At 73.3% G+C, this 23,832-nt stretch carries 20 protein-coding genes and 7 tRNA genes; 13 read left to right on the top strand and 14 right to left on the bottom strand.

Going from position 1 to position 23,832, the window contains the following annotated elements; all coding sequences use genetic code 11:
* Positions 1-80: 80 nt before the first annotated feature.
* Both OG904_RS25910 and OG904_RS25905 read left to right on the top strand, forming a co-directional pair.
* Positions 81-2,303, top strand: coding sequence for an elongation factor G-like protein EF-G2 (locus OG904_RS25910; protein WP_405494881.1), 2,223 nt, complete (start codon positions 81-83; stop codon positions 2,301-2,303).
* A gap of 169 nt (positions 2,304-2,472) precedes the next feature.
* Positions 2,473-4,143, top strand: a complete 1,671-nt coding sequence (locus tag OG904_RS25905) for a hypothetical protein (protein WP_405494879.1) — start codon at positions 2,473-2,475, stop codon at positions 4,141-4,143.
* A gap of 91 nt (positions 4,144-4,234) precedes the next feature.
* On the opposite strand, the gene OG904_RS25900 is transcribed toward OG904_RS25905, so the two are convergent.
* On the bottom strand, positions 4,235-4,795 hold the full coding sequence (locus tag OG904_RS25900; protein ID WP_405494877.1) for an HIT family protein: 561 nt from the start codon (positions 4,793-4,795) through the stop codon (positions 4,235-4,237).
* Between the two features lie 67 nt (positions 4,796-4,862).
* Here OG904_RS25900 and OG904_RS25895 point away from each other — a divergent pair, with 67 nt between their 5' ends.
* On the top strand, positions 4,863-5,528 hold the full coding sequence (locus OG904_RS25895) for a potassium channel family protein (protein WP_405494875.1): 666 nt from the start codon (positions 4,863-4,865) through the stop codon (positions 5,526-5,528).
* A gap of 49 nt (positions 5,529-5,577) precedes the next feature.
* On the opposite strand, the gene thrS is transcribed toward OG904_RS25895, so the two are convergent.
* The 3 genes from thrS to OG904_RS25880 form a co-directional block, all read right to left on the bottom strand.
* Positions 5,578-7,554: a threonine--tRNA ligase gene (gene thrS, locus OG904_RS25890; RefSeq protein WP_405494873.1), complete on the bottom strand. Its 1,977-nt coding sequence runs from the start codon at positions 7,552-7,554 to the stop codon at positions 5,578-5,580.
* A gap of 438 nt (positions 7,555-7,992) precedes the next feature.
* Positions 7,993-9,222: a hypothetical protein gene (locus OG904_RS25885; protein ID WP_405494871.1), complete on the bottom strand. Its 1,230-nt coding sequence runs from the start codon at positions 9,220-9,222 to the stop codon at positions 7,993-7,995.
* Positions 9,222-9,815 carry a DUF4365 domain-containing protein gene (locus tag OG904_RS25880; protein ID WP_405494869.1) on the bottom strand — a complete coding sequence of 198 codons (594 nt, stop codon included), beginning with the start codon at positions 9,813-9,815 and terminating at the stop codon, positions 9,222-9,224. The genes OG904_RS25885 and OG904_RS25880 overlap by 1 nt, the downstream gene beginning before the upstream one ends.
* Before the next feature lie 243 nt (positions 9,816-10,058).
* Between OG904_RS25880 and OG904_RS25875 the strand changes: the two genes are divergently transcribed.
* On the top strand, positions 10,059-10,784 hold the full coding sequence (locus OG904_RS25875) for a 3'-5' exonuclease (protein WP_405494867.1): 726 nt from the start codon (positions 10,059-10,061) through the stop codon (positions 10,782-10,784).
* 71 nt (positions 10,785-10,855) lie between these two features.
* Here the strand turns inward: OG904_RS25875 and OG904_RS25870 are convergent.
* Together OG904_RS25870 and OG904_RS25865 are read right to left on the bottom strand one after the other, a co-directional pair.
* Positions 10,856-10,927 (bottom strand) — tRNA-Val (locus tag OG904_RS25870).
* A 38-nt stretch (positions 10,928-10,965) separates the two neighbouring features.
* The gene (locus OG904_RS25865; protein WP_405494865.1) at positions 10,966-11,511 is read right to left on the bottom strand and encodes an SRPBCC family protein; all 546 of its coding nucleotides are present in this window, start codon (positions 11,509-11,511) and stop codon (positions 10,966-10,968) included.
* A 114-nt stretch (positions 11,512-11,625) separates the two neighbouring features.
* Between OG904_RS25865 and OG904_RS25860 the strand changes: the two genes are divergently transcribed.
* On the top strand, positions 11,626-14,301 hold the full coding sequence (locus tag OG904_RS25860) for an SCO7613 C-terminal domain-containing membrane protein (protein WP_405494863.1): 2,676 nt from the start codon (positions 11,626-11,628) through the stop codon (positions 14,299-14,301).
* An 87-nt stretch (positions 14,302-14,388) separates the two neighbouring features.
* Here the strand turns inward: OG904_RS25860 and OG904_RS25855 are convergent.
* Positions 14,389-14,460 (bottom strand) — tRNA-Val (locus OG904_RS25855).
* A 106-nt stretch (positions 14,461-14,566) separates the two neighbouring features.
* A complete protein-coding gene (locus OG904_RS25850) occupies positions 14,567-15,034 on the bottom strand; it encodes a TIGR02611 family protein (protein ID WP_405494861.1) in 468 nt (155 codons plus the stop codon).
* Positions 15,035-15,211: 177 nt separating this feature from the next.
* Between OG904_RS25850 and OG904_RS25845 the strand changes: the two genes are divergently transcribed.
* Together OG904_RS25845 and OG904_RS25840 are read left to right on the top strand one after the other, a co-directional pair.
* Positions 15,212-15,625, top strand: a complete 414-nt coding sequence (locus tag OG904_RS25845; protein WP_030011909.1) for an SsgA family sporulation/cell division regulator — start codon at positions 15,212-15,214, stop codon at positions 15,623-15,625.
* 228 nt (positions 15,626-15,853) lie between these two features.
* The gene (locus OG904_RS25840) at positions 15,854-16,468 is read left to right on the top strand and encodes a CGNR zinc finger domain-containing protein (RefSeq protein WP_405494859.1); all 615 of its coding nucleotides are present in this window, start codon (positions 15,854-15,856) and stop codon (positions 16,466-16,468) included.
* 243 nt (positions 16,469-16,711) lie between these two features.
* Here OG904_RS25840 and OG904_RS25835 read toward each other — a convergent pair whose 3' ends face one another.
* The gene (locus OG904_RS25835) at positions 16,712-17,155 is read right to left on the bottom strand and encodes a hypothetical protein (protein ID WP_405498272.1); all 444 of its coding nucleotides are present in this window, start codon (positions 17,153-17,155) and stop codon (positions 16,712-16,714) included.
* Between the two features lie 200 nt (positions 17,156-17,355).
* On the opposite strand from OG904_RS25835, the gene OG904_RS25830 reads away from it, so the two are divergent.
* Positions 17,356-17,850, top strand: a complete 495-nt coding sequence (locus OG904_RS25830; RefSeq protein ID WP_405494857.1) for a DsbA family protein — start codon at positions 17,356-17,358, stop codon at positions 17,848-17,850.
* Positions 17,851-17,861: 11 nt separating this feature from the next.
* Here the strand turns inward: OG904_RS25830 and OG904_RS25825 are convergent, their stop codons facing one another.
* From OG904_RS25825 to OG904_RS25815, 3 genes are all read right to left on the bottom strand, one after another.
* On the bottom strand, positions 17,862-18,686 hold the full coding sequence (locus tag OG904_RS25825; RefSeq protein ID WP_405494855.1) for a GNAT family N-acetyltransferase: 825 nt from the start codon (positions 18,684-18,686) through the stop codon (positions 17,862-17,864).
* A gap of 121 nt (positions 18,687-18,807) precedes the next feature.
* Positions 18,808-19,635 (bottom strand): aminotransferase class IV, encoded by an 828-nt coding sequence (locus OG904_RS25820; protein ID WP_405494853.1) that lies wholly within the window; start codon positions 19,633-19,635, stop codon positions 18,808-18,810.
* The gene (locus tag OG904_RS25815) at positions 19,632-20,732 is read right to left on the bottom strand and encodes a chorismate-binding protein (RefSeq protein ID WP_405494851.1); all 1,101 of its coding nucleotides are present in this window, start codon (positions 20,730-20,732) and stop codon (positions 19,632-19,634) included. The genes OG904_RS25820 and OG904_RS25815 overlap by 4 nt, the downstream gene beginning before the upstream one ends.
* A 180-nt stretch (positions 20,733-20,912) precedes the next feature.
* Between OG904_RS25815 and OG904_RS25810 the strand changes: the two genes are divergently transcribed.
* The 5 genes from OG904_RS25810 to OG904_RS25790 all read left to right on the top strand — a co-directional run bounded on the left by OG904_RS25810 (position 20,913) and on the right by OG904_RS25790 (position 21,399).
* Positions 20,913-20,985, top strand: a tRNA-Gly gene (locus tag OG904_RS25810).
* Between the two features lie 47 nt (positions 20,986-21,032).
* A tRNA-Cys gene (locus tag OG904_RS25805) sits at positions 21,033-21,106 on the top strand.
* Position 21,107: 1 nt separating this feature from the next.
* Positions 21,108-21,179, top strand: a tRNA-Val gene (locus OG904_RS25800).
* A 19-nt stretch (positions 21,180-21,198) separates the two neighbouring features.
* Positions 21,199-21,270: transfer RNA gene (locus OG904_RS25795), tRNA-Val, on the top strand.
* A 54-nt stretch (positions 21,271-21,324) separates the two neighbouring features.
* Positions 21,325-21,399, top strand: a tRNA-Val gene (locus OG904_RS25790).
* Between the two features lie 144 nt (positions 21,400-21,543).
* Here the strand turns inward: OG904_RS25790 and OG904_RS25785 are convergent.
* Together OG904_RS25785 and OG904_RS25780 are read right to left on the bottom strand one after the other, a co-directional pair.
* A complete protein-coding gene (locus OG904_RS25785; RefSeq protein WP_328297688.1) occupies positions 21,544-21,858 on the bottom strand; it encodes a zf-TFIIB domain-containing protein in 315 nt (104 codons plus the stop codon).
* A 65-nt stretch (positions 21,859-21,923) separates the two neighbouring features.
* Positions 21,924-22,817 (bottom strand): phosphotransferase family protein, encoded by an 894-nt coding sequence (locus OG904_RS25780; protein WP_405494849.1) that lies wholly within the window; start codon positions 22,815-22,817, stop codon positions 21,924-21,926.
* Positions 22,818-23,832 lie beyond the last annotated feature (1,015 nt).

The raw sequence follows: 23,832 nt of genomic DNA, 5'->3' as shown, positions 1-23,832 counted from the left end.
TACGACGTATGGACGCAGTGTGACGGCAGTGCAAAGCTCGAAGGAGCCCATTTCCTCTCCAATCGGGAGGCACGAGCGTCATGGGAGCCACATCACACCAATCCGGAGCCGCCGGCAGAGCACCGACGGCCGACCGACCGGCCTCCGTACGGAACGTCGTGCTGGTCGGCCACAGCGGATCCGGCAAGACCACCCTGGTCGAGGCCCTGGCCCTGACCGCCGGCGCGGTGAACCGGGCCGGCCGCGTCGAGGACGGCGCCACCGTCTCCGACTACGACGAGATCGAGCACCGGCGCCAGCGCTCCATCCAGCTCTCCCTGGTCCCCGTCGAGTGGGCCGGAATCAAGATCAACATCCTGGACACCCCCGGGTACGCCGACTTCGTCGGAGAGCTCCGGGCCGGTCTGCGCGCCGCCGACGCGGCCCTCTTCGTCATCTCCGCCGCCGAGGACGGCGACGGGCTCTCCGGGGCCACCCGCATGGTCTGGGACGAATGCGCCGCCGTCGGCATGCCGCGCGCCATCGTCGTCACGCACCTGGAGGCCGCCCGCGCCGACTACACGCAGATGACCTCCGTCTGCGACGACGCCTTCGGCGCCGACGACCCCGACGCCGTCCGCCCGCTCTACCTCCCCCTCCACGGCCCGGCCGGCCCGGACGGCCACGCCCCGGTGGCCGGCCTGCTCGGGCTGCTCTCCCAGCGCGTCTACGACTACACCTCCGGCGACCGTGTCGAACGCGACCCGGACCCCGGCGAGCTCGCCCTCATCACCGACGCCCGGGCCCGCCTGATCGAGGCCGTCATCGCCGAGAGCGAGGACGAGACCCTCATGGACCGGTACCTCGGCGGCGAGGACATCGACCTCAAGACCCTCGTGGACGACCTGGAGCGCGCCGTCGCCCGCGGCACCTTCCACCCCGTCCTGATGGCGGCCCCCGCCGCCGACGGTGCCCGCAAGGGCCTGGGCACCGTGGAACTCCTCGAACTGATCACCGGCGGCTTCCCCACGCCCCTGGAGCGCGCGCCCGTCGCCGTCACCAGCCCCGACGGCGCCGCCCGGCCCGCCGTCACCTGCGATCCCGGCGGCCCGCTGGTCGCCGAAGTGGTCAAAACCTCCTCCGACCCCTACGTCGGCCGCGTCTCCCTCGTCCGCGTCTTCTCCGGCACCCTGCGTCCCGACGAGACCGTGCACGTCAGCGGCCACGGGCTGACCGACCGGGAACACGAGGGCGGCGACCTCCACGAGGCGAACGAGCGCGTCGGCGCCCTGACCTCCCCCTTCGGCAAACTGCAGCGCACCCTCACGCACTGCGTCGCGGGCGATCTGGCCTGCGTGGCCAAACTCACCCGTGCCGAGACCGGCGACACCCTCTCCGCCAAGGACGGCCCCCTCCTCATGGAGGCCTGGTCCATGCCCGACCCACTGCTCCCCCTCGCCATCGAGGCCCACAGCAAGGCCGACGAGGACAAGCTCTCCCAGGGCCTGGCCCGGCTCGTCGCCGAGGACCCCACCATGCGGCTCGAACAGAACCCGCACACCCGCCAGCTGGTCCTGTGGTGCCTCGGCGAGGCCCACCAGGACCTCGCGCTCGAACGGCTGCGCACCCGGTACGGGGTCCAGGTCGACCCCGTGCCCCACAAGGTCAGCCTCCGCGAGACCTTCGGCGCCAAGGCCGCCGGCCGGGGCAGGCACGTCAAACAGTCTGGCGGGCACGGCCAGTTCGCCGTCTGCGAGATCGAGGTCGAGCCGCTGCCGCCCGGCAGCGGCATCGAGTTCGTCGACAAGGTCGTCGGCGGAGCCGTCCCCCGCCAGTTCATCCCGTCCGTGGAGAAGGGGATCCGCGCGCAGGCCGCCCGGGGGGTCGCGGCCGGCTACCCCCTGGTCGACGTGCGCGTCACCCTGCTCGACGGCAAGGCGCATTCGGTGGACTCCTCCGACGCCGCCTTCCAGACCGCCGGCGCCCTCGCCCTGCGCGAAGCCGCCGCCGAGGCCGCGGTCCAGCTCCTCGAACCGGTCGCCGAGCTCGCCGTGGTCGTCCCCGACGAGTTCGTCGGCTCCGTCATGAGCGACCTCGCCGGCCGCCGCGGCCGCGTCGTCGGCACCGACCGGGCCGGCCCCGGCCGCACCCGCGTCCTCGCCGAGATCCCCGAGATCGAGATCGGCCGGTACGCCGTCGAGCTGCGCTCGGTGTCGCACGGCACCGGGCTGTTCAGCCGCACGTACGCGCGCCACGAGCCGATGCCGCCACAGATAGCGGACAAGCTACGCGAACAGTCAGAGAAGGGAAGCCATTTGACATAGCGTCACGCAGGTCGCCCGCCCAACCTGGTTGCGGCGGGCGGCATTTGCCTGTCCCGTGACCACGGGGAGGAATCGGCCGATAGGCTCATCGGCGCGGTGAGGCGGGGAGCCCGAACGGGTAGACCAACCGGACAGAGTACGAGCACGACGCGCAGCGATGGGGGCAGCGGTGGCGGACGACGGATTCGACTTCAGGCCCGGGGCACAGATCCCGCTCCAGGGCGGCGGCGGACAGACGGCGGCGACCAACGCCCTCGCCTCGGCCGCCTACCGGGACGGCGGGCGTGACACCAAGCTGGACACCATCCTCGCCGCCAACAACGAGTACCACGAGTCGGTCGTCAAACCCGGCAAGATCTCCCTGCTCGAACCCAACCTCGGCGAGGCCTTCTGCCGCGCCGTCGAGGCCCGCACCATCCCGCCCACCCGCAAACCCCTCATCCAGTCCTTCGGCGCCGACCCGCAGACCGTCGTCGAGCACTGCCTGGCCGCCTCCCGCATCCGCAAGGAGCGCGACCGCAAACTCCGCCTGATCATGCTCGTCTGCGGAGTCGTGTTCCTCCCCGGTCTGCTGCTGTGGCTCGGCCTCTTCTGGGGCCGCAAGGCGCTGGCCGACTCCGGGGCCAAGCGCGCCTCCTGGCTGGGCACGGTGCTCCTGGTCGGCGTGGGTCTCGTGGTCGCCGTCCTGATGTTCCGGCTCCCGGTGACCGGCGTCCTCGGCCTGTACGTCCGGGCCATGGTCATCGCCCCGGCCCTCGGCTGGTTCTTCGCCCGCCGGCTCTGCGAGGCCACCGCCGAGGACCTGCGCTCGCGCTGGGACGGCCTCCTCGCCGGCGGCGGCGGGGTCGCCGCCAAGATCCCCGAAGCCGTCCCCGGCAACCCCGACGAGAAGGCCCGCGAGGACCTGCGCCACTCCCTGGCCAAGCTCACCGCCGAGGGCCGCAGCAACTCCGTCTTCTACGCCGGGCCCAAGGGCATACTCGGCATGGGCACGCGCTGGGGCAGCTGGCAGCTGGCCGAGGAGCTCGTGCCCAAGAACGAGGGCTCGGAGATCCACCCCTTCCGCAGCTGGGACGTCATACGCGCGATCGACACCCAGCTGCGCAAGCTGGAGCGCGGCCCCCTGCACACCGGCGGCCTACCGCCCGCCTCGATCACGCACTGGATCGTCACCCCGGTCGGCGAGGGCGCCAAGGAAGTGACCCGCCCCACCGGAGCGGACGTGGACACCTTCCTGGTCAAGCCGCACGAGGTCACCCGGATCTGCAACGAGCAGCAGTTCAGCGCCGGCAACCGGCACTACCTCGGCATCCAGTACCCGCTCTGGGACGGCCAGCTCGTCATCACCATGCTGGTCACGGTCACCGTGCTCTACAAGACCCTGCGCGTGGAGGTCACCGGCCACGCGCTCGGCCCGGTGAACGGCCTGTTCACCAGCAAGTCGAAGGCCCCGGTGGACGAGGTCGCCAAGTCCGTGCGGTTCTGGGAGACCGTGGAGCTCAAGCGGCCCCTGGTCGACACGAGCGAGGTCGTACGCCTCGCCGTGCGCGCCCCGTTCACCTGGTACCCCCCGCTCCTGGACTTCCTGGGCGGCAAGCTCGTACTGCCCGAGCCCTTCGGCGTCCGCCACGTCTGGGCCGACCAGCCGTGGCGCCACCGCTTCATGGCGGACGACGCGATGCGCGCCGCGACCCCGGTCCTGCGCGCGGTGCACACCGCCGCGATGCGGGTCCTGGAGGAGAACGGCGTGGACATCGAGCGCTTCACCAACCGCTCGATGATCGTCAGCGGCATGGTCCAGGACGCCGCCCCCCGCAAGGCGGACGCCTACGACGCCTGAGCCGCCCGGAGCGGGCAGCCACGGGCGAGGACCGGACGGGGGTAGGGGCCGTCGCGCGGACGCGGGCGGCCCTCACGGGCCCTGACGGGCCCTAGTCGGTGGGCCAGGCGTCGGCGAGCATCTGGCGGGTGTCGGCGAGGAGTTGGGGCAGCACCTTGGTGTGGCCCACCACCGGCATGAAGTTCGTGTCCCCGCCCCAGCGGGGCACGATGTGCTGGTGCAGGTGCGCGGCGATGCCCGCGCCGGCGGCCTGGCCCTGGTTCATGCCGATGTTGAAACCGTGCGCGCCGGAGGCCTTGCGCAGGGCGGTCATCGCCCGCTTCGTCAGGTCGGCGAGCTCGGCGGTCTCGGCGGCGTCCAGGTCCGTGTAATCGGCGACGTGCCGGTACGGCACGACCATGAGGTGGCCGCCGTTGTACGGGTAGAGGTTCAGCACGGCGTAGACGTGCTTGCCCCTGGCCACGACCAGTCCGTCCTGGTCGGACATGTCCGGAATCCCGCAGAAGGGACAGCCGTCCCCGGCCTCCGGCCCGGTCGGCTTGTTCTCCCCCTGGATGTAGGCCATCCGGTGGGGCGTCCACAGACGCTGGAACGCGTCCTGCGTGCCCACACCGATCTGCTGCTCCGGCTCAATCGTCATGGGATGCAGCATATGACCTTGCCCCGTCGCGGCGTGTCGCCGGGGCGAACACCGGCTGCGGGGCCGCGATGCTGACCCCATGCACGATGCATCCGAGACCCGCGACCAGACCTGGGAACGCCGGACCGAACTGCCGCTGTTCTTCGCTTCCCTGATCTTCCTCACCGGTTTCACGCTCGCCGTCCTGGCCTACGAGGTCCATCCCCTCGTGCGCGCCATCGGCATCGGCCTCGTGGCGCTGACCTGGCTGTGCTTCGTCGTGGACTACACGGTGCGGCTGGCCCTGAGCGGCATGCGGCCCCTGCGCTTCGTGCACCGGCACCTGCTGGACACGCTGATCGTGCTCATGCCGATGCTGCGGCCGCTGCGCATGGTGAAGGTGCACGACGCGGTGCAGGCCCGGTACAACCGCCCGCGCCGGGGGCTGTACGCGCGCGTGATGTCGTACGCCGGCCTGTCGGCCGGGCTGCTCGGCTTCTCGGGCGCCCTCGGGGTCCACCACTTCGAGCGCAGGGCCCCCGGGGCCACGATCCTCACCCTCGGGGACGCGGTGTGGTGGGTGTGCGAGACGCTGACGACGGTGGGCTACGGGGACATGGCCCCGGTGACCCCGGGGGGCCGGATCATCGCGGGGTTCATGATGGCGGGCGGACTGGCGCTGCTGGGCGCGGTGACGGGCTCGTTCTCCTCCTGGATGCTCCAGGCGTTCCGGCGGGAGGACGAGGAGGAGCCCCCGCGGAACTGAGGTTCCCCGGGGGCTCGCGGTCCTGCTCCTGCGGACGCAGGCGACCGGGTCACACCTGGACGCGGCGCTCCACGACGTCGACGAGCTTCGCCAGCGCGGCGTCCCGCGGGACGCCGTTCTCCTGCGAACCGTCGCGGTAGCGGAAGGAGACGGTGCCCGCGGCCATGTCCTCGTCACCGACGATGATCATGAAGGGGACCTTCAGCTTCTGCTGGTTGCGGATCTTCTTCTGCATGCGGTCGGACGAGGCGTCCACCTCGACGCGCAGGCCCTTCTTCTTCGCCTCGGCGGCGAACTCCTGCAGGTACTCGATGTGCGAGTCACCGATCGGGATGCCGACCGCCTGGACCGGGGCGAGCCACGGCGGCATGACGCCCGCGTAGTGCTCCAGCAGGACGGCGAAGAACCGCTCGATGGAACCGAACAGCGCGCGGTGGATCATGACCGGGCGCTGCTTGGTGCCGTCGGGGCCGGTGTACTCCAGGTTGAAGCGCTCCGGGAGGTTGAAGTCGAGCTGGACGGTCGACATCTGCCAGGTGCGGCCGATCGCGTCGCGGCACTGGACCGAGATCTTCGGGCCGTAGAACGCGGCGCCGCCCGGGTCCGGGACCAGCGGGAGGCCCTGCCTCTCGGCCACCTCCTGGAGGGTCGCGGTGGCCTCTTCCCAGGCTTCGTCGCTGCCGACGAACTTCTCCGGGTCCTTGGTCGACAGCTCCAGGTAGAAGTCGGTCAGACCGTAGTCACGGAGCAGGTTCAGCACGAAGGTCAGCGTGCGGTCGAGCTCCTCCGCCATCTGCTCCCTGGTGCAGTAGATGTGCGCGTCGTCCTGGGTGAAGCCGCGCGAGCGGGTCAGGCCGTGGACCACGCCGGACTTCTCGTACCGGTACACGGTGCCGAACTCGAACAGGCGCAGCGGCAGCTCGCGGTAGGAACGGCCGCGCGCGTCGAAGATCAGGTTGTGCATCGGGCAGTTCATGGGCTTGAGGTAGTAGTCGGTACCACCGTCGAGCTGCATGGGGGGGTACATGCCCTCCGCGTACCAGTCCAGGTGGCCGCTCTTCTCGAAGAGGGTGCCCTTGGTGGCGTGCGGGGTGTAGACGAACTCGTAGCCCTCTTCCTCGTGCCGCTTGCGCGAGTAGTCCTCCATGGTGCGGCGGATGACGCCGCCGCGCGGGTGGAAGACGGCCAGTCCGGAGCCGATCTCGTCCTGTACGGAGAACAGGTCGAGCTCGGTGCCGAGCTTGCGGTGGTCGCGCTTCTCGGCCTCGACGAGGAAGTCGAGGTGGGCCTTCAGCTCCTCCTTCGACGGCCACGCGGTGCCGTAGATGCGCTGGAGCATCGGGTTCTTCTCGCTGCCGCGCCAGTAGGCGGCGGCGTTGCGCATGAGCTTGAAGGCGGGGATGTTGCGGGTGGTCGGCAGGTGGGGACCGCGGCAGAGGTCCTTCCAGCACAGGTCGCCGGTCTTCGCGTCGAAGTTGTCGTAGATGGTCAGCTCGCCGCCGCCCACCTCGACGTTCGCACCGTCGTCGGTCGAAGCCGAACCCTTGATGCCGATGAGCTCCAGCTTGTACGGCTCGTCGGCGAGCTCCTCGCGGGCCGCCTCGTCGGTGACGACGCGGCGGGCGAAGCGCTGGCCGCGCTTCTGGATCTCCTGCATCTTCTTCTCGATGGCCTTGAGGTCATCGGGGGTGAAGGGCTTCGCCACGTCGAAGTCGTAGTAGAAGCCGTCCCGGACCGGCGGGCCGATGCCCAGCTTGGCCTCGGGGAACAGCTCCTGCACGGCCTGCGCCATGACGTGCGCGGTCGAGTGGCGCAGGATGTCGAGGCCGTCCGGGGAGGAGATCTCCACGGGCTCCACGGTCTCGCCGTCCCGCACCTCGTACGCGAGGTCCTTCAGCTCGCCCGCGATGCGCGCGGCGACGATGGTGCGCTCGCCGGCGAAGAGCTCCGCCGCCGTAGTGCCCGTGGCCACCACGCGCTCGTCCCGCTCGGAATCGCGTTGGATGAACACACGGACGTCTGACACCGGTCACTCCTGACTCAGGGGGTGCGCGAGCGAACACTGCGCGGCTGAATCGTACCGAGCCGACCGCCTCCCCCGCGAAACGGTTACGGTTCCCCGGCCAGGACCCGCACCCCCGATCGGCGCGCACGCCACCGCCGCGCCCCCGGCCGACCCCTCGGCCGACCCCCGGCCGGCCCTCCGACGCCCTCGCCCGGCCTCCCGAATGAGCCTTTAATGAAATCCACTCGGGGCGAAAACACGCCAAGAGCGGCGGCTTGTTTACCTAAAAGTGCTGGTCACTTGGGTGAAAACCGGAATGGATCGGCCGGAAACGACCTAGGGAGTGTTTCATTAAAAATTGCCTACCGGTCAGGGGATGACGACTATGGGGCCGCAGCCTGAAAAGGGGGGAGCGGGCGGCGGGCCGGGGGTTCACCCCTTCCCACCGCCCGTTTCGGGCTATTCGTCGGACGGCAGGACGTCCCCCGGGTCGAAGGACTCTCCCAGGGACTCCTCCAGCGACTTCATCAGCCGGTCCCGCTCGACCTCGTCCAGCGGGACCGGCCGGACGTCCGTGGCGTCCGTCAGGCGCCGGAAGCCGCCGCGGCGCTGGAGCCGGCCGCTGACCCGGATCGGCATTCCGACCAGGTGCGCGTGGCCCGCCACCCGGTACGACTCCTCGTCGAGCACCACCCGGACGTACGGGATCTCCGCGCCGGCCAGCACCCGCAGCCGCACCGTGCCCCCGCCGCCCGGTGCCGAGCGGCGCATCCGGACCACCGCGCCCGCCACCCGGACCGGGACCGCCGGCTCGTCCCTCGTGTAGCGCGCGGCCGCTTCCCGGAGCACCGGCAGGTCTCCCGGCGAGAACTCCACCGGCTCCGGCCGGGCCGCGCACCCCGCCGGGACCCCCGCCGCCGGGGCCCACGCCAGTGCGATCCCGGCCCCCTCCGTGCCGTGCACCAGCGCGATCAGCGCCTCGGCCAGCTCCCGGCTCACCCCGGCCTCCACCGCCGCGTCGAAGGCCTCCATGCCGCCGGTGGCCCGCCGGTAGTCCACCGCCTCGCGGGCGGCGTGCAGCGCGTGGTGCAGCCGGATCACGGTGCCGCGGCCCCCGTCGACGGGGACGTACGCGGTCAGCCGCCGCCCGCCCGGAGCCGGCCCCACCAGGACCCCGTCCAGCGCCCGCTCCGCCTGGCCGCGGTGCCGGGCGCCGTAGTACCCGGCCCGCGCCCGGTCGGCCAGCGCCCCGGCGAGCAGCAGCTGGCGGGCGGCCGAGCGGAGCTGCTCCTGGACCGTCCAGTCGGCCTCGCCCTGGAATCCGTACGCCTGCGGGATCTCGCGGTCCCAGCGGATCTCGTCGCTCGGCACGCTGAGTCCGTAGAGCACCTCGCGGGCCGACGGCAGCGCGCTGCGCGAGAGCGCGGTGAGCGCCTCTTCGAGCAGGTCGGCGCAGTCGGGGAAGGCCCGGCTCTCCGGGACGAGCAGGCTGGTGGCGCCGCTGCCCGTCGCGTACGGGGCCGGCGGCGTCCAGCGCCCGTACCGTCCGGCGGCGCCACCGCGGCGCAGCCAGCCGTGCCGGTGCAGCAGCGCGCCGAGCACGAGCGGATCGACCTGCGCGGGGTCCGGGACGCCGGAGGCGAGATCCGGTGACGGGAGCGGCTCCAGGTGCGGTGACTGCCAGTTCATCAAGGTGTCCCTCCCGACCCGACCCGGGTCATGATCTCGCAGAGCGCCCGGTCGTCGAAGATCCGCGCGGTCGGGATCCGTACGGTGGTCCGGCGCCGGCCGGTCACGGGTTGTCCGGCGAGATTGGTCCAGTAGCAGCAGTGCCGCAGGTCGAGCCGGTCGTGTCCGGCGCTCAGCCACTGATCGCGCTCCCGCGGGACGAGCATCACGACGAGGATCTTGTGCACGGCGACCGGGGAGCGGGCGAGCTTCACCAGGTGCTCGTTGTCGAGGGTGAAGCCGAAGGTGGGCCCGGCCGGTCTGGGCGGTATCTGGTAGGTCGCCTTGAGCTGCACCTTGATGGTCACCTCGTCGTCGACGACGTGCTCGGGGGCCCCGTGGCTGACGTGCCAGTCGATGCCGTTGTCCGGAAAGGGCTGGGACAGCGAGCAGCCGGCCGCGGCGGCGACCGCGTGCAGGTATCCCACCTGGAGGGTCTCCATGCAGGCGGTGGTGGCGAGTGTGCCGCGCAGCGGGTCGCTCCGCGGGTCGTCGCTCCGCGGATCGATCTGCAGCGCCGGCACCCCGCCCGGTTCGGGCTGCGCGAGCGCCATGGCCGGCTCCCCATGCCTTCCGGGCTCGGCCGTGTCAGGCCGGATCAGGTCCGTGTCAGGGTGTCGGGGTTGACGACCGGTCATGTGTGCGGTCCCCCACTGGAGTTGTCTCCGCAGTCGGCGTGCCGCAAACGGCGTACGGGGCAAAGAGCCCGGGTATCACCGATTCGGGCAAGGGTGGCGGGGCCTGGGGCGCGGTGCCCGGGTGCGCCCCATCTGCCGACGGGTGACGAGGAGTTCGCCATGACACGCTGGTACGAGGGCCCGCTGGCCGCATTCGACACGGAGACGACCGGGGTGGACGTGGAACGGGACCGGATCGTGTCCGCCGCGCTCATCGTGCAGGAGTGCGCGGGCGGCCGGGTCCGCTCGACGCGCTGGCTGGTCAATCCCGGCATCCCGGTACCTCCGGGGGCCACGGAAGTGCACGGTCTGACCGATGAGCACCTCCAGCGCAACGGGCGGTGGCCCGCGCCGGTGGTGGAGGAGATAGCCCGCGCGCTCGGGGAGCAGCAGGTGGCGGGCCGGCCGGTGGTGGTGATGAACGCGCCGTTCGATCTGACGCTGCTGGACCGGGAGTTGCGCCGGCACCGGGCGTCCTCGCTGGCGCGCTACCTGGACAACCGGCCGCTGACGGTGCTGGATCCGCGGGTGCTGGACAAGCATCTGGACCGCTACCGCAAGGGGCGGCGCACGCTGACGGACCTGTGCGCGCACTACGGGATAGAACTGGAGGCGGCCCATGACGCGGGCGCGGACGCGCTGGCCTCGCTGGAGCTCGTACGGGCGGTGGGGCGCCGGTTCGCGGGCCGCCTGGAGCGGCTGACCCCGGCCGAGCTGCACACGCTCCAGCAGGTGTGGCACGCGGCGCAGGCGCGGGGACTGCAGGCGTGGTTCGCGCGGCAGGGGACGCCGGAGCCGGTGGATCCGCACTGGCCGCTGCGGCCGGAACTGCCCGCGGCGGCCTGAGCGGACCCCGCGCGAAGGTCCCCGTACATGCGGAAGGCCGGTCCGTCAGAAGACGGACCGGCCTGTCCCGGTGGGCGATACTGGGATCGAACCAGTGACCCCTTCGGTGTGAACGAAGTGCTCTCCCGCTGAGCTAATCGCCCGGGAACGGACTGAACAATACAGAAGGCTCGGGGCTGGTTCAAACCGCTTCCGGTCCGGCCGCCAGATGCGCGGCGAGCCCGCGCCGGCCGGCCCGCATCATCAGGGCGTGGTTGAGCCGGAACACCGGCCTGCCGGGGAGCGCGAGCCACCGCATGAGCGGGCGGTGCACCTCGACCTCCTGCTCGTACAGGGCCCGCGCGCCGCCGGGCCGCGGACGTACGGTCCATCGCGCCCAACCCTCCAGGTCCCCGCGCAGGGCGACCTCCAGGATCCCGCGCACGGGGTCGCGCAGGAGTTCCTCGGCGGTCACGCGCAAGGTGTACGGGAGGGCGGAGCGGATGAGGGCGGTGCCGCTGCGGCCGTCGCCGACGGGGGCGACCGCGCGGATCTGGGGCCACCACAGGGGGTACGACTCGGGGCGCGCCAGGGTGGCGTAGACGCGGGCGGGCGTGGCGTCGAGGTCCCACACCTCGCGGAAGCGGTAGCGGGTCCAGCGGTCGTGGGAGCTGCCGGAGCCTGCCGTGCCTGGGCTCGTCTTACGGGTGCCGGTGCCGGGGCCTGCGCTGCGGCTGGTTCGGTCCATGCCTCCAGTCTTGCGCGCGGCGGGGGCGCGCATCCGGTACTCAGGCGGATCCCACCCCGAGATGAGTACGCGCACCCATGTTCCGGGGGCGTGACCGGCACCACACTGCCAACCATGGAGAACCCCCTGCCGCCGGGCGAAGAGCTGCTGCTCATCGACCGCGAACTGCTTCAACTCGATGCCCGGCGCCACTATTTGCTGAGCCGCCGGGAGTGGCTGCTGCGCGGCCGGGCCCCCTTGGCCTGGGGCGTGCAGGCCCAACCGCCCCGGCCCGGGCGGGTACCGGGGCCGGGCCCGGAGGCCTCGGCGCCCGGCGCGCAGAACGTGCTGCTGATCCTCGGCGCGGTGCTGCTGGCGGTCGCGGCGCTGGCGTTCACGCTGGTCAGCTGGGGTTCCCTGGGCATCGCCGGGCGCAGCGCGGTGCTCGCCGCGGTGACGGCGGCGGCCCTGGGCCTCCCCGCGGTCCTGCTGCGCCGGGGGCTGAGATCGACCGCCGAGGCGGTGGCCGCGGTCGGTCTGCTGCTGACGGTGCTGGACGCGTACGCGCTGTACGCCGTCGGCATGCCGGGGACGGACGGCACGGCGTACGCGGCGGGGGCGGCGGCGGTGCTGGCCGCGGTGTGGGCGGCCTACGGGCGGGGCCTGGCGGCGCTGCGGATCCCGCTGCCCGCGGCGTTGCTGGCGGCGCAGCTCCCGTTGCCGCTGGCGGCGGTGGCCGCCGGGGCGGCGGGTCCGGACCTGGGCTGGGCGCTGCTGGGGACGGCCGCGCTGGACGCGGGGCTCACGCTGTTCAGGCCGGGGCGCCTGTCCCGCTGGGCGGGGCCGGTGGGCTCGGTGGCGGGCGCCGCGGCGCTGCTGACGGGCCTGGCGGAGTCGGTGGCCGCGGGATCGACGGGCGCGGCGCTGGGCTCCTCGGCGCTGCTGGCGGCGGTGGCCGTGCTGGCCGTGGCGGTGGCGTGGCGGGCGGCCGGAGCGGCGTCGGTGTGCGCGGCGGCCGGGGCCCTGGCGGCGGTGGCGGCGCTGGGCGGGCCGGCGGCGCAGCAGCTGCGCCCGGCGTGGGCGGCGGTGGCCTACCTGGTGGTGGCGCTGCCCCTGCTGGGGGCCCTACGGGTGCCGGCGCTCCCGGCTGCGGTGCGCCACGGGCTCGCGTGGGCCGGTGCGGGGGTGGCCGCCCTCCAGGCGGTGTCGGCCGCGGCCTGGGTGGCGACGGTGCTGGTGGGCCGGCTGCGGGTGCTGGAGGAGGTGTGGTCGGCGACGGCGCCCGCCCCGGCGGCCGGGACCGCGCTGGGGGCGGCTCCGCTGGTGGTGCTGCTGCTGACGGCCGGGGCCGCCTGGTGGCTGGTCCGGGTGCTGCCGGGCCGCCCGGAGCCGGGGGTGGCCGCGGTGCTCCTGGGCTGGGCGGCACTGTTCACGGCCCCGGCGGTCCTCTGCCCGGCGACGCCGGGGGCGGTCTTCGCGGCCCAGCTCCTGGTGACCCTGGCGGCGGGTGCACTCGCACTCCGACCCACGGGCCCGGCTGCGGCTCCGGCCGCGGGCACGGCTGCGGCGGCGGGCACGGGCACGGCGGCGGCGGGCACTGCCGTGGGCACGCACACGGCCGCGAATACGGCCGCGGCTGCGCGCACGGCCACAGCTGCAGGTACGGCTGCGGCCGCAGGCACTACCGCGGGCACCACCGCGGCCGCGGACACGGCTGCGGCTGCGGCTGCGGCTGCGGCTGCGGGCACGGCTCCGGCCGCGGGCACGGCCGGCGGCTCCGGTGGTGGCCTTGCGGCGGGACACCGGCCCGCGGCAGGCCGCGGTCCCGCGGCCGGAGCCCGTGTCGCGGCCGGACCCCGTTTCGCGGCGGGCGGCTGCGCGCTGACGGGGGCCGGGAGCGTGTCCGTGGCGGCCCTGGACGGCCGGCTGGCCACCTTCCTGGTGTTGGGGCTGCTGGGAGCGGCCTGCGCGGCGGGAGCGGCGTACCGGCGCGGCCCGGCGTGGGCCCGTACCGGGGCGGCGGCGCTCGCCGTCGGGTACGCCGCGCTCATCGCGGTGGCGCTGGGCGCGCTGCTGGAGCTGCCGGTGGCCCGGTGGGCCCTCCCGGTACTGGTGGTCCCGGCGGCGGTGGCGGCGCTCGGGCCCCGGCTCGGTGGCGTACGGGCCCCGGCGGAAGCCGCCGCGGCCGCCACGGGACTCCTCGCGGTGGCCCTGGCCGCCACGGACGCGCCGGTGCTCTCGCTGGTCCTGGCGCTGGCCGGGGTGGTGTGCGCGGGGGCGGCGGTCCGGCCCGAGCGGCGCTCGGCCGCGGGCTGGCCGGCCGGGGCGCTGTTCCTGGCGGCGAGCTGGGTGCGGCTCGCCGCGTCGGGGGTCACGGTGCCCGAGGCGTACACCCTGCCGGTGACGGCGGCGGCGCTGGCGGTGGGCTTCGTACGGCGGCGGCGGGATCCGCTGGCCCCGTCCTGGACGGCGTACGGACCCGGTCTGGCGGCAACCCTGCTGCCGAGCACCCTCGCGGTGTGGGGCGACCCGCACTGGCTGCGGCCGCTGCTGCTGGGGGCGGGCGCGCTCGCGGTGACCCTGGCCGGGGCCCGCGGCCGGCTCCGGGCCCCGCTGCTGCTGGGCGGGGCGACGCTGGCGGCGGTGGCGCTGCACGAGCTGACCCCGTACGTGATCCAGGTGGTGGACGCGCTGCCCCGCTGGCTGCCGCCGGCGCTGGCGGGGGTCCTGCTGCTCGCGGTGGGGGCCACGTACGAGAAGCGGCTGCGCGACGCCCGGCGGCTGCGGGAGGCGATCGGTCGGCTGAGGTGACCCGGACGGAGTCCCCGGGGGTGGGCCGGACGGGTGAAAACGCCAGAGGCCCGGAGACTGTGAAAGTCTCCGGGCCTCTGGTCCGGGTGGGCGATACTGGGTTCGAACCAGTGACCCCTTCGGTGTGAACGAAGTGCTCTCCCACTGAGCTAATCGCCCGGACGCACCGCAAACATTACCGCATGTCAGCGGTGCTCTTCGCCATGGGCGGGCACGCGGGCAGGCACGTGGCCGGGCGCATGGACGGGCGCATGGACGGGCGGGCTCACTGGTCCTTGATGTTCCAGGGCAGGACGAGCCCGTACTTCCACAGGTAGAAGCCGATCAGGGCGCCCGCGATGACGAGCCCGACGCTGGTCAGGATGATGTTGCGGCGGCGCACCCTGGGGTCCAGTGCCTTCTGCGCGGCCTCGCTGACCTTGCGCTTTGTCCAGCGCAGGGCGAGGTGGGCCCAGGCGAATTCGGTGGCCCAGATCGCCAGGCCGGCGAAGATCGCGACCCAGCCCGGGCCGGGCAGGACCAGCATCGCGATGCCCGCACCAATGACGGCGAGGCCGACGACGAAGACGCCGACCTGCCAGCTCAGGTGCAGCCCCCGGCGGGCCTTGATGAAGGCGGGCGCCTTCGAGACGTGCGGCGCCTCCTCCGCCGCGGCGGAAGAGGCGCCGGCTGCGGAATCGGCTGCGGATTCGGTCGCGGACTCGTTGGTCTCGCGGTCACTCCCCGTGTTCATGGGGTCGAATCTACCGGAGCCCGCAGCACACGTGAATGGCTGTTTGGATCCGCCGTCCGAGGGACCCAGAGGTCCGCAAAACGGTCAGAGGGGTTTACAACGGCACCGTAGGTGGCATGTCGATTTCGCCGACGTGCGAATCCCCGAGCGCACACTGAGCGAAAGGCCCTGGCGCTTATGAACACCACGGTCAGCTGCGAGCTGCACCTGCGCCTCGTTGTGTCGAGCGAGTCCTCACTGCCTGTTCCCGCGGGCCTGCGGTATGACACGGCCGATCCCTACGCCGTGCACGCCACCTTCCACACCGGCGCCGAGGAGACGGTCGAATGGGTATTCGCCCGCGACCTCCTCGCCGAGGGCCTTCACCGGCCCACCGGTACCGGCGACGTCCGCGTATGGCCGTCCCGCAGTCACGGTCAGGGAGTCGTCTGCATCGCCCTGAGCTCACCGGAGGGAGAAGCACTGCTCGAAGCACCCGCCCGAGCACTGGAGTCGTTCCTCAAGCGGACGGACGCCGCGGTTCCACCAGGAACCGAACACCGGCACTTCGACCTCGACAAGGAGCTCTCCCACATCCTGGCCGAATCCTGAGCCAGGCCTACAGAGGGAACCCTCTCCCGGCCCCGGCCGGGGGCCGCACGACACCGTCCGACTCGGGGCGACGGTGCACGGCGGACAACCACATACGGAAGTGCCGGCGCTGTTCACGCGGGAGCCACCCGCGCGGACGGCGCCGGTGCGCTTGGGGGCGACCCGCTAGAGTCGGCCAGCGGCGGCGGCAGACCCGTCACCGCAGGCCCGGCCCTCCAGGGAGAACCCGTGCAGATCCCCCACGACACCCGTCGCGCGCTCGACGTCGTCGTCGCGCTGGTGAACACCACGGCCGAGACGGAGCATTCCGACGGGCTCGCGGACGTGAACGCGCTGCGCACCTTCGTCCACGAGTACGCGATCAGCGACGTCGGCGAGCTCAGCGCCCGCGATCTCGCGGGCGTACGGACGGTGCGCGGCAAATTCGCCCAGATCTTCGCGACGCCGAGCTCGCGCGTGGCCGCCGCACTGATCAACGAGCTGGTCGCGACGGCCGGCACCACCCCGCAGCTGACCAACCACGACGGCTACGACTGGCACGTGCACTACTTCGCGCCGGGCGCCTCGGTGGGCGACCACCTGGCGGCCGACGGCGGCATGGCGCTGGCGTTCATCGTGGTTTCGGGCGAGCAGGAGCGGCTGCGCCGCTGCGAGGCCCCCGACTGCCGACGGGCCTTCGTCGACCTGTCCCGCAACCGCTCCCGGCGCTACTGCGACAGCCGTACCTGCGGGAACCGGCTGCACGTGGCGGCGTACCGGGCCCGCCGCAAGTCCGGGGCGGGCTCAGAGCAGGAAGAGATCGTGTACGGCGGCGAGCAGCAGCAAGCTCCCGATCGCACCTAGGAAGATCATCAGGGGCGGCTGGGAGAGCGCGAAGAGGCAGCCTCTCGGCTCCTCGGCAACGGGGACGGTGACCGGGGCGGGAACGGCCGGCTCACCCTGCGGTGTGTCGAGCATGTCGGGGCGATGATGGCGCAGCGGAGCAGCGCGCACCGCTCAACACGCCAGATGTCACGCCTGAGTTCACCGGATCCCGTCAGATCAGGTGGTTCCCGGCCCGAATCCTTGCGGCAACGGGTGCCGATGTCATATGCCGTGCTTCTTGAGGATCGCCTCGATGTCGGAGAAGTCCTCGCCCGGGGCGGCGGCCGGGGTCGCTCCCGGGCGGGCGCCGGTCCCCGGGGCGGGCGCGGAGGCGGCCGGGGCGACGGCCTCGCGGGCCGGGCGGCCCTTGGCGGCCTTCGGCCGCTCCGCCGGCTCCTCGCCCGAGCCGAGCCCGCGCCGCTCTATCGCGCGGGTGGTCATGAAGAGCAGCCAGGCCAGTCCCAGTACGCCGAAGCCGACCCAGACGGTCGGTTTGAAGACGATCCCGGTCAGCCACCCCACGACGCCCGTCATGACCAGACCTACGGGCACCAGCGAGTAGGCCGCGATCCGGGTGGCCGCGAGGAATCGCTTGCGGTAGGCGGTCACCGCGGCGAGGCCCAGGCCTGCCGCGGACACCGCGGAGCAGATGGTCTCGGCGAGCATGCGGGCCTCCAGGAGCAGTGCGGTCGGTCGGACCCGGCCGGGCGGGCCGGGCGTTCTGTCCCTGTCCATCCTGCACCGGTGACCACGGCCCTGGCCACGGCCCGAGCCCGCCTCGGGCGGATCTCCGGGACATCTCCGGGTCCCGTCTCCTCCCGAGGTCCCGGTCGGTGCCCGTCCGCGGGGGCTGGGAGACTGTCCGCATGACCGATTCCGTGATCCTCGACGTCTGGTGCGAACTTCAGTGCCCGGACTGCCACAGCGCCCTGGACGACGTACGCGCCCTGCGGGCCCGCTACGGCGACCGGCTGGACATCCGGCTGCGTCACTTCCCGCTGGAGAAGCACAAGCACGCCTTCGCCGCCGCGCAGGCCGCGGAGGAGGCCGCCGAGCAGGGGCAGGGCTGGCCGTACGTGGAGGCCGTGCTGGCCCGCACCGCGGAGCTGGGCAAGGCGGGCGAATCCGTACTCGTCGACGTGGCGCGTGAACTCGGCCTGGACGCCGAGGAGTTCGACACCGCCCTGATCGACGGCCGGCACATCCTGATCGTGGACGCCGACCAGGCCGAGGGCAAGGCGATCGGCGTGACCGGCACGCCGACCTACGTGATCGACGGGCAGCGCCTCGACGGCGGCAAGAGCCAGGAGGGCCTGCGCGGCCGCATCGAGGAGATCACGGACCGGCTGCTGGCCCCGTAGGCCGCCAGCGCCTAGATCAGGTCCTTGGCGTGGTTGAAGTCGGTGGTCCGGTAGCCCAGGGACTCGTAGAGCCGCAGGGCCGGGACGTTGTCGGTGAAGACGTGCAGTGCCAGCACCCGGTGGCCGGCGACGAGGGCGGTGCGTTCCGCGAGGAGCATCAGGTCCCGGCCGTGGCCGCGACCCCGGTGCTCCTCGGCCACCGCCACGTCGAAGACGTACGAGTCCTCCCCGTTCGGCGCGACCCAGACGGTGCCGACGGGCACGCCGGCCGCCTCCAGGACCGAGAGGCTGACACCTTCCGTGGCCAGGCCCCGGGGCAGCATGGACGCGTGGTCGTTCGCCGACTTCGTGTGCGCGGCTTCGGCCGGCATGCCGCGGCTGATCCAGCTCTGCGCGTAGCTCTCCAGCGCGGCGGCGAGCCAGGCCTCGAACTCGGCCTCCGTCATCGGGCGGCCGCTGACCCCCGAGGACAGGGCGGGCGGCCCGGCCGGGAGCTCCTTGGCCATGTTGCGGCTGTACTCGGAGTACCCGAGGGAGGCGGCCAGGCGCAGGCCGCCCGCCGAGCCGGCCGGGACCGAGACGCGGACCCGCCGACAGCCCCAGCCTCGGAGCACTTCCTCGGCGGCGAGCGCGGCGACCGTGGCGCGGCCGCGGCGCCGGTCGGGCTCGTCCACGGCGAGGTCGCGGATCTCCGCGACCGTCGGCCCGAAGGGCGTGTCGGCGGCCAGCAGCAGGGCGCCGACGCGCCTGCTGTTGACGCGGATCTCGTACGGGCGCGAGCGCGCCCCGCCGGTGCTCTGCTGAAGCGGCCCGCTCGGCCGCAGGGTGGTGGTCATCACTCGAGTTCTACCCGCCCCGCGGTCCGAATGACAGCGGGTTGTTCCGGCCGCCCGGTCCGGATGTCCGGTCCGGACACCCGGTACGGCCAACCAGTTCAGCCGCCTAGTCCGGCCGCGATCAGGACCGGGGGTCGGGGTCCCCGGCGGAGCGGGCGTCGAAGATCCGCATGGCCTCGGCCGTGACGGGGCCGGGGGCGGAGCCCAGCTCGCGCCCGTCGATCCGTACGACGGCCTGGACATCGCGCAGCGAGGAGGTCAGGAAGACCTCCTCGGCCCGCTCCAGCGCCTCGAGGGGCAGATCGGTCTCCTTGGCCCCGCACCACTCGGTGACCAGGGCGCGGGTGATGCCGGCGAGGCAGCCGGAGCCCAGCGGCGGGGTGTGCAGCTGCCCGTCGAGGACGACGAACACATTGGAGCCGGTGCCCTCGCAGAGCTGCCCGGTGGTGTTGGCGAAGAGCGCCTCGGAGGCGCCCTCCCGGTGGGCGGCGGCGAGCGCGACGACGTTCTCGGCGTACGAGGTGGTCTTCAGGCCCATCACGGCGGAGCGCTCGTTGCGGACCCACGGCACGGTGACGACGGCGGTGGTGTCCGGGCGGCGGGTGGCCCCGGCGAGGGCGACGATCAGCGTGGGGCCGGCCTCGCCCCGGTCGGAGCCGAGCGGGGAGACTCCCCCGGTGTAGGTGACGCGCAGCCGGCCCAGCGGCAGCGGGTTGGCCGCCAGCACGGCGGCGCAGGCGCGGCGCACCTCGTCCAGGTCGGGGTCCGGCAGCCCGAGGCCGCGGGCGGAGCGGGTCAGCCGCTCCAGGTGCCTGGTGAGCGCGAAGGTCGCGCCGCGTTCCGCCTTGAGCGTCTCGAAGACCCCGTCCCCGACGGTGAGGCCGTGGTCGAACACGGACACCTTCGCGTCGTCGGCGTCCCGCAGTGCTCCGTCGAGCCAGATCCTCACCGTACGGTCCTCCCGCTCTCGTATCCGTCCGTCCCGGCCGGGTCCGTTGCGGCCCGGTCCGGTCCGGTGGTCCCTGACGCTACCCGCAGCAGGCGGGCGGCCTTCAGTTCGGTTTCCGCCCACTCCCGGTCGGGGTCGGATCCCCAGGTGATCCCGGCTCCGGTGCCGAAGAGCAGCCGGGCGCCGCCGGGAACCTCGCGGTCGATCCAGAAGGTCCGGATCCCGACGGCGAGCTCCGCGGTGCCGCGGTCGGCGTCGACCCAGCCGATGCCGCCGCAGTAGGGGCCGCGCGGGGCGGTCTCCAGGGCTTCGATGATCCGCAGGGCGGAGGACTTGGGGGCGCCGGTGACGGAGCCGGGCGGGAAGGTGGCCGCGAACAGCTCGGGCCAGCCGGCGCCCTCGGCGAGCTCACCGGCCACGGTGGAGACGAGGTGGACCAGGCCCGGGTGCTCCTCGAGCGCGCACAGCTCGGGGACGGTGACGGAGCCGGTGGCGCAGACCCGGCCCAGGTCGTTGCGCACGAGGTCCACGATCATCACGTTCTCGGCGTGGTCCTTTGGCAGGAGGTCGGCGGCGGTGCGGCCGGTGCCCTTGATCGGGCCGGACTCGACGCGGCGGCCGGTGCGGCGCAGGTAGAGCTCGGGGGACGCGGTGGCGACCTCCACGCCGTGGGCCGGCAGCCGAATCGTTCCTGCATACGGGGCCGGGTTGCCGCGCGCGAGCAGCGCGGTCAGGGCGTCCACGTCGGCTCCGGCCGGATCGGGAAGGGGCGCGGACATCACGCGGCAGAGGTTGGCCTGGTAGACCTCGCCCGCCTCGATGTGCTCGCGGATGCGCCTCACACCGGCGATGTACGCCGTCCGGTCGAGCGAGGAGGTCCACTGGTCGGCGTCGGGGCCGCGCCAGGCACCGGGGACGGGTGCGGGCACCGGGTCGGGGCGTATGTCCCCGAAGCGCGCGCAGACCAATCGGCCTTCGAAATCGGCGGTCACCGCCCAGAAGCCGGTGGAGTCCAGGGCGGCGGGATCACTGGTGACATCCCGGAGATCGGTCGCGAGAAGGCCGCCGAAGCGGGCGAGGGGAGGCAGGTCGTGCACGGCTGCGAGTCTATGACCGGTGACGCGCGGGCGCCGGAGCGGCGTCCGCCGGGTGACCGGCGGTGATCGAGCGGCAGCACGCTGCGGAAACGCGTTTTTGAGCTGGCCCGGGAATCCGCTAGAGTTCAACTCGTCGCCAGGGAGCGAAGGGGGAAAACCCCGGAGCGAACACGGTGACCTGCGGACGTAGCTCAGTTGGTAGAGCACCACCTTGCCAAGGTGGATGTCGCGAGTTCGAGTCTCGTCGTCCGCTCTGAGGTGGGGGATCATCTTCCCGAGGACCCCCTGCCCTTGCTCCATGGTGGAGTGGCCGAGAGGCGAGGCAACGGCCTGCAAAGCCGTCTACACGGGTTCAAATCCCGTCTCCACCTCCAAGGACGATTAGCTCAGCGGGAGAGCGCTTCCCTGACACGGAAGAGGTCACTGGTTCAATCCCAGTATCGTCCACTGATCCGCAAGGATCCCCGCGCGATTAGCTCAGCGGGAGAGCGCTTCCCTGACACGGAAGAGGTCACTGGTTCAATCCCAGTATCGCGCACGCAGTACGCTAGACCCTTACCACCTGCGGTGTTCGCACCGTGAACGTGGTCCCGCGCGATTAGCTCAGCGGGAGAGCGCTTCCCTGACACGGAAGAGGTCACTGGTTCAATCCCAGTATCGCGCACCAGAATCCGAAAGCCCCGGCCGTTCCCACGGCCGGGGCTTTCGCGTGTGCGGTGCAGTGCGTTGCTCGGTGCGTGCGGTGCCTGCGATGTGCCGTAGGGGGCGGGTGCGGGGTCCCGGTCGGTCCCGGGGCCCCGTCCCGGTGGCCTCAGGAGGAGAAGAGCATCCGGCCGAAGCCGCCCTTCTTGTGGTGGCCGTGGTGGCCGTGGCCGTAGCCGCCGTGCTGCGGGGCGCCCCAGGCGGGCGCGGGGGCCGCGTGCTGCTGCGGGTACGGAGCGGGGGCCGGCGGTGCGGCGGGCGGGGGGACCTGGCCGTACTGGGAGGTGTACTGGGACTCCAGACGGGTCAGCGCCTCGAGCTCGCCGTAGTCGAGGAAGATGCCGCGGCAGCCGCTGCACTGCTCTATCTGGACACCGTTGCGGTTGTAGGTGTGCATCATCGCGTGACACTTCGGACACTGCATGACCGGATCAACTCCTCGCCGTTCGCGTCGACACCGGATGCGTACCCGGTGGCGTGAGGCTCACCCTACGACGGAGCCCGCCGCTCCAAGTCGGGCGGGAGGGAGGCAATTCGGACACAGGCCTCCACCATCAGCCGTTCCACCCCGTCGAGTCGGCGCCGCTCGCGGTCCGCCTTGGCGAGGGCCAGCGCGGCCGTCTGGACGGTGAGCGCGCGGGCGGCGAGGTCGAGTTCCGGCCAGGGGTCGCTGCCCGGTGGCCCGGCCGCCGGGCCGCCGGCGGCCCGGTAGGCGTCGAGGAAGCGCAGCCAGGTCTCCGTGTCGAGCAGCCCGGCGGCGTACCAGGCCGCGGGCCGGGCGAGGTCCCAGGCGGGCGTGCCGAGTCCCAGGTCGTCGACGTCGATGAGCCGCCACTGCCCGTCCGGGCCCCGGACCAGCTGCCCGAGGTGCAGGTCGCCGTGGCAGAGCACCCCGCCGGGCGGCGGCGGCCCCTCCCCCCGGACCCATCCGGGGAGGGTCGCCGCGGCGGCCCGGACGAGCCGGGCCAGGGCAGGGGCGTCGTCGGGATCGGCGTTGGGGACGGGGACGGGGATGGAGATCCGGTCGCCCCGGCGATTGCCTTCCGCGACGGCCCCCCGCCCGGCAGCGGCCCTCCCGCCCCCGGGAGCATGCACGGAACCCCCCGGGTGCACGAACCCCCCACCCACCGGCGGGGCCACGGACCCCCCTGAGCCGGCACCGCCCGCGGCACCCCCGACCACGCGAGGCTGCCCGGAATCCCCCACCGCGGGAGCGCGGCCAGGATCCCCCACCGCGGGAGCGTGCGCGGCAGCCCCGACCACAGGCAGGTGCGCGGGATCCCCCGCCACGGGCAGGTACGCGGAAGCCCCTGCCGCAGATGGGTGCACGGGAGCCCCGGGGGCGGGCGGGTGCGCCGGAGCACCCACGCCGGGCGGGCGCACAAGACCCCCACCCGCGGGCGGGGCTACGGGACCCCCCGGGTCGGAACCGTGCAGTGCAGCACCGACCACGCGAGGGTGCCCGGGAGCCCCTACCGCAGGCGGGTGCACGGGACCCCCACCCACGGGCGGGAGTACAGGACCCCCTGAGCCGGAACCGTGCGCGGGAAACCCGGCCACACGAGAGTGCCCGGCATCCCCCGCCACGGGAGCGTGCGCAGGATCCCCCGCCGCGGGCAGGTGTGCAAGATCCCCTGGCGCAGGCGGGAGCGCGGGAGCCCCGACCGCGGGAGCATGCCCGGCGACCCCGGCCAGGGGAGGGTGCACAGCAACCCCCACCGCGGACGGATGCGCGGGCCCCCCAGTCGTGGGAACGTGCGCGGGATCCCCCGCCACGGGAGCGTGCGCAGGATCCGCCGGCGCAGACGGATACTCGGCAGCCCCGGCCGCAGGCGGGTGCGCGGCAGTCCCCGCCGCAGACGCACACGCCGCAGCCCCGCCCACGGGTGGGTGCGTGAGAGCCCCCGCCGCAGGAGCGTGCGCGGCAGCCCCGACCACAGGCACGTGCGCAGGATTCCCCACCGCGGAAGCTTCCGCGGGAGCCCCGACCACGGGCGGGTGCGCGGCAGCACCCGCCGCGGGCAGGTGTGCGGGGGGCCCGTCATCCGGTGGGTGGGCCGTGGCGAGGCGGTGGAGGGCGCGGGCGAGTTTGGCCGGGCCGCGCATCGGGGGGAGCGGGGTCGGGAGGAGGTGGAGCGGGGTGCGGTGCAGGGCGGCCAGGAGCTCGGCGGCGGCCTCCCAGGGGGCGTCCTCGGGGTGGTCGGGGTCGACCGGAGCCCCGTAGGGCCAGAGGGAGACGGGCCGGCCCCCGACCCGGCCGAGCCCGGTCCGCAGCGGGGGCAGCAGCACCCCGGCCAGCGCGCCGTCCCCGGCGATGCGGATCCGTACCGCCAGGTCACCGGGGTCGCTGTCCGGCGCGTGCGCCTTGGCCACGGTGTCCCCGCAGCGGACGACGGTG

Origin of the sequence: Streptomyces sp. NBC_00096 (assembly GCF_045041305.1) — a bacterium.
Classification (GTDB): Bacteria; Actinomycetota; Actinomycetes; order Streptomycetales; family Streptomycetaceae; genus Streptomyces.
The sequence above is the reverse complement of the archived record's forward strand: the minus strand, read 5'-3'. Positions and strand labels throughout refer to the sequence as shown.

Excerpts from the sequence above, each read along its gene's own strand:
- OG904_RS25880 (WP_405494869.1), bottom strand. The coding sequence starts at position 9,815 with ATGGCGCTCGCGCAGCCCGAACCGGGCGGGGTGCCGGCGCTGCAGATC.
- OG904_RS25910 (WP_405494881.1), top strand. The coding sequence starts at position 81 with ATGGGAGCCACATCACACCAATCCGGAGCCGCCGGCAGAGCACCGACG.
- OG904_RS25825 (WP_405494855.1), bottom strand. The coding sequence starts at position 18,686 with ATGACCACCACCCTGCGGCCGAGCGGGCCGCTTCAGCAGAGCACCGGC.
- OG904_RS25895 (WP_405494875.1), top strand. The coding sequence starts at position 4,863 with ATGCACGATGCATCCGAGACCCGCGACCAGACCTGGGAACGCCGGACC.
- OG904_RS25785 (WP_328297688.1), bottom strand. The coding sequence starts at position 21,858 with ATGCAGTGTCCGAAGTGTCACGCGATGATGCACACCTACAACCGCAAC.
- OG904_RS25865 (WP_405494865.1), bottom strand. The coding sequence starts at position 11,511 with ATGGACCGAACCAGCCGCAGCGCAGGCCCCGGCACCGGCACCCGTAAG.
- OG904_RS25835 (WP_405498272.1), bottom strand. The coding sequence starts at position 17,155 with ATGCTCGCCGAGACCATCTGCTCCGCGGTGTCCGCGGCAGGCCTGGGC.
- OG904_RS25875 (WP_405494867.1), top strand. The coding sequence starts at position 10,059 with ATGACACGCTGGTACGAGGGCCCGCTGGCCGCATTCGACACGGAGACG.
- OG904_RS25900 (WP_405494877.1), bottom strand. The coding sequence starts at position 4,795 with ATGCTGCATCCCATGACGATTGAGCCGGAGCAGCAGATCGGTGTGGGC.
- OG904_RS25885 (WP_405494871.1), bottom strand. The coding sequence starts at position 9,222 with ATGAACTGGCAGTCACCGCACCTGGAGCCGCTCCCGTCACCGGATCTC.
- OG904_RS25850 (WP_405494861.1), bottom strand. The coding sequence starts at position 15,034 with ATGAACACGGGGAGTGACCGCGAGACCAACGAGTCCGCGACCGAATCC.
- OG904_RS25845 (WP_030011909.1), top strand. The coding sequence starts at position 15,212 with ATGAACACCACGGTCAGCTGCGAGCTGCACCTGCGCCTCGTTGTGTCG.
- OG904_RS25860 (WP_405494863.1), top strand. The coding sequence starts at position 11,626 with ATGGAGAACCCCCTGCCGCCGGGCGAAGAGCTGCTGCTCATCGACCGC.
- OG904_RS25830 (WP_405494857.1), top strand. The coding sequence starts at position 17,356 with ATGACCGATTCCGTGATCCTCGACGTCTGGTGCGAACTTCAGTGCCCG.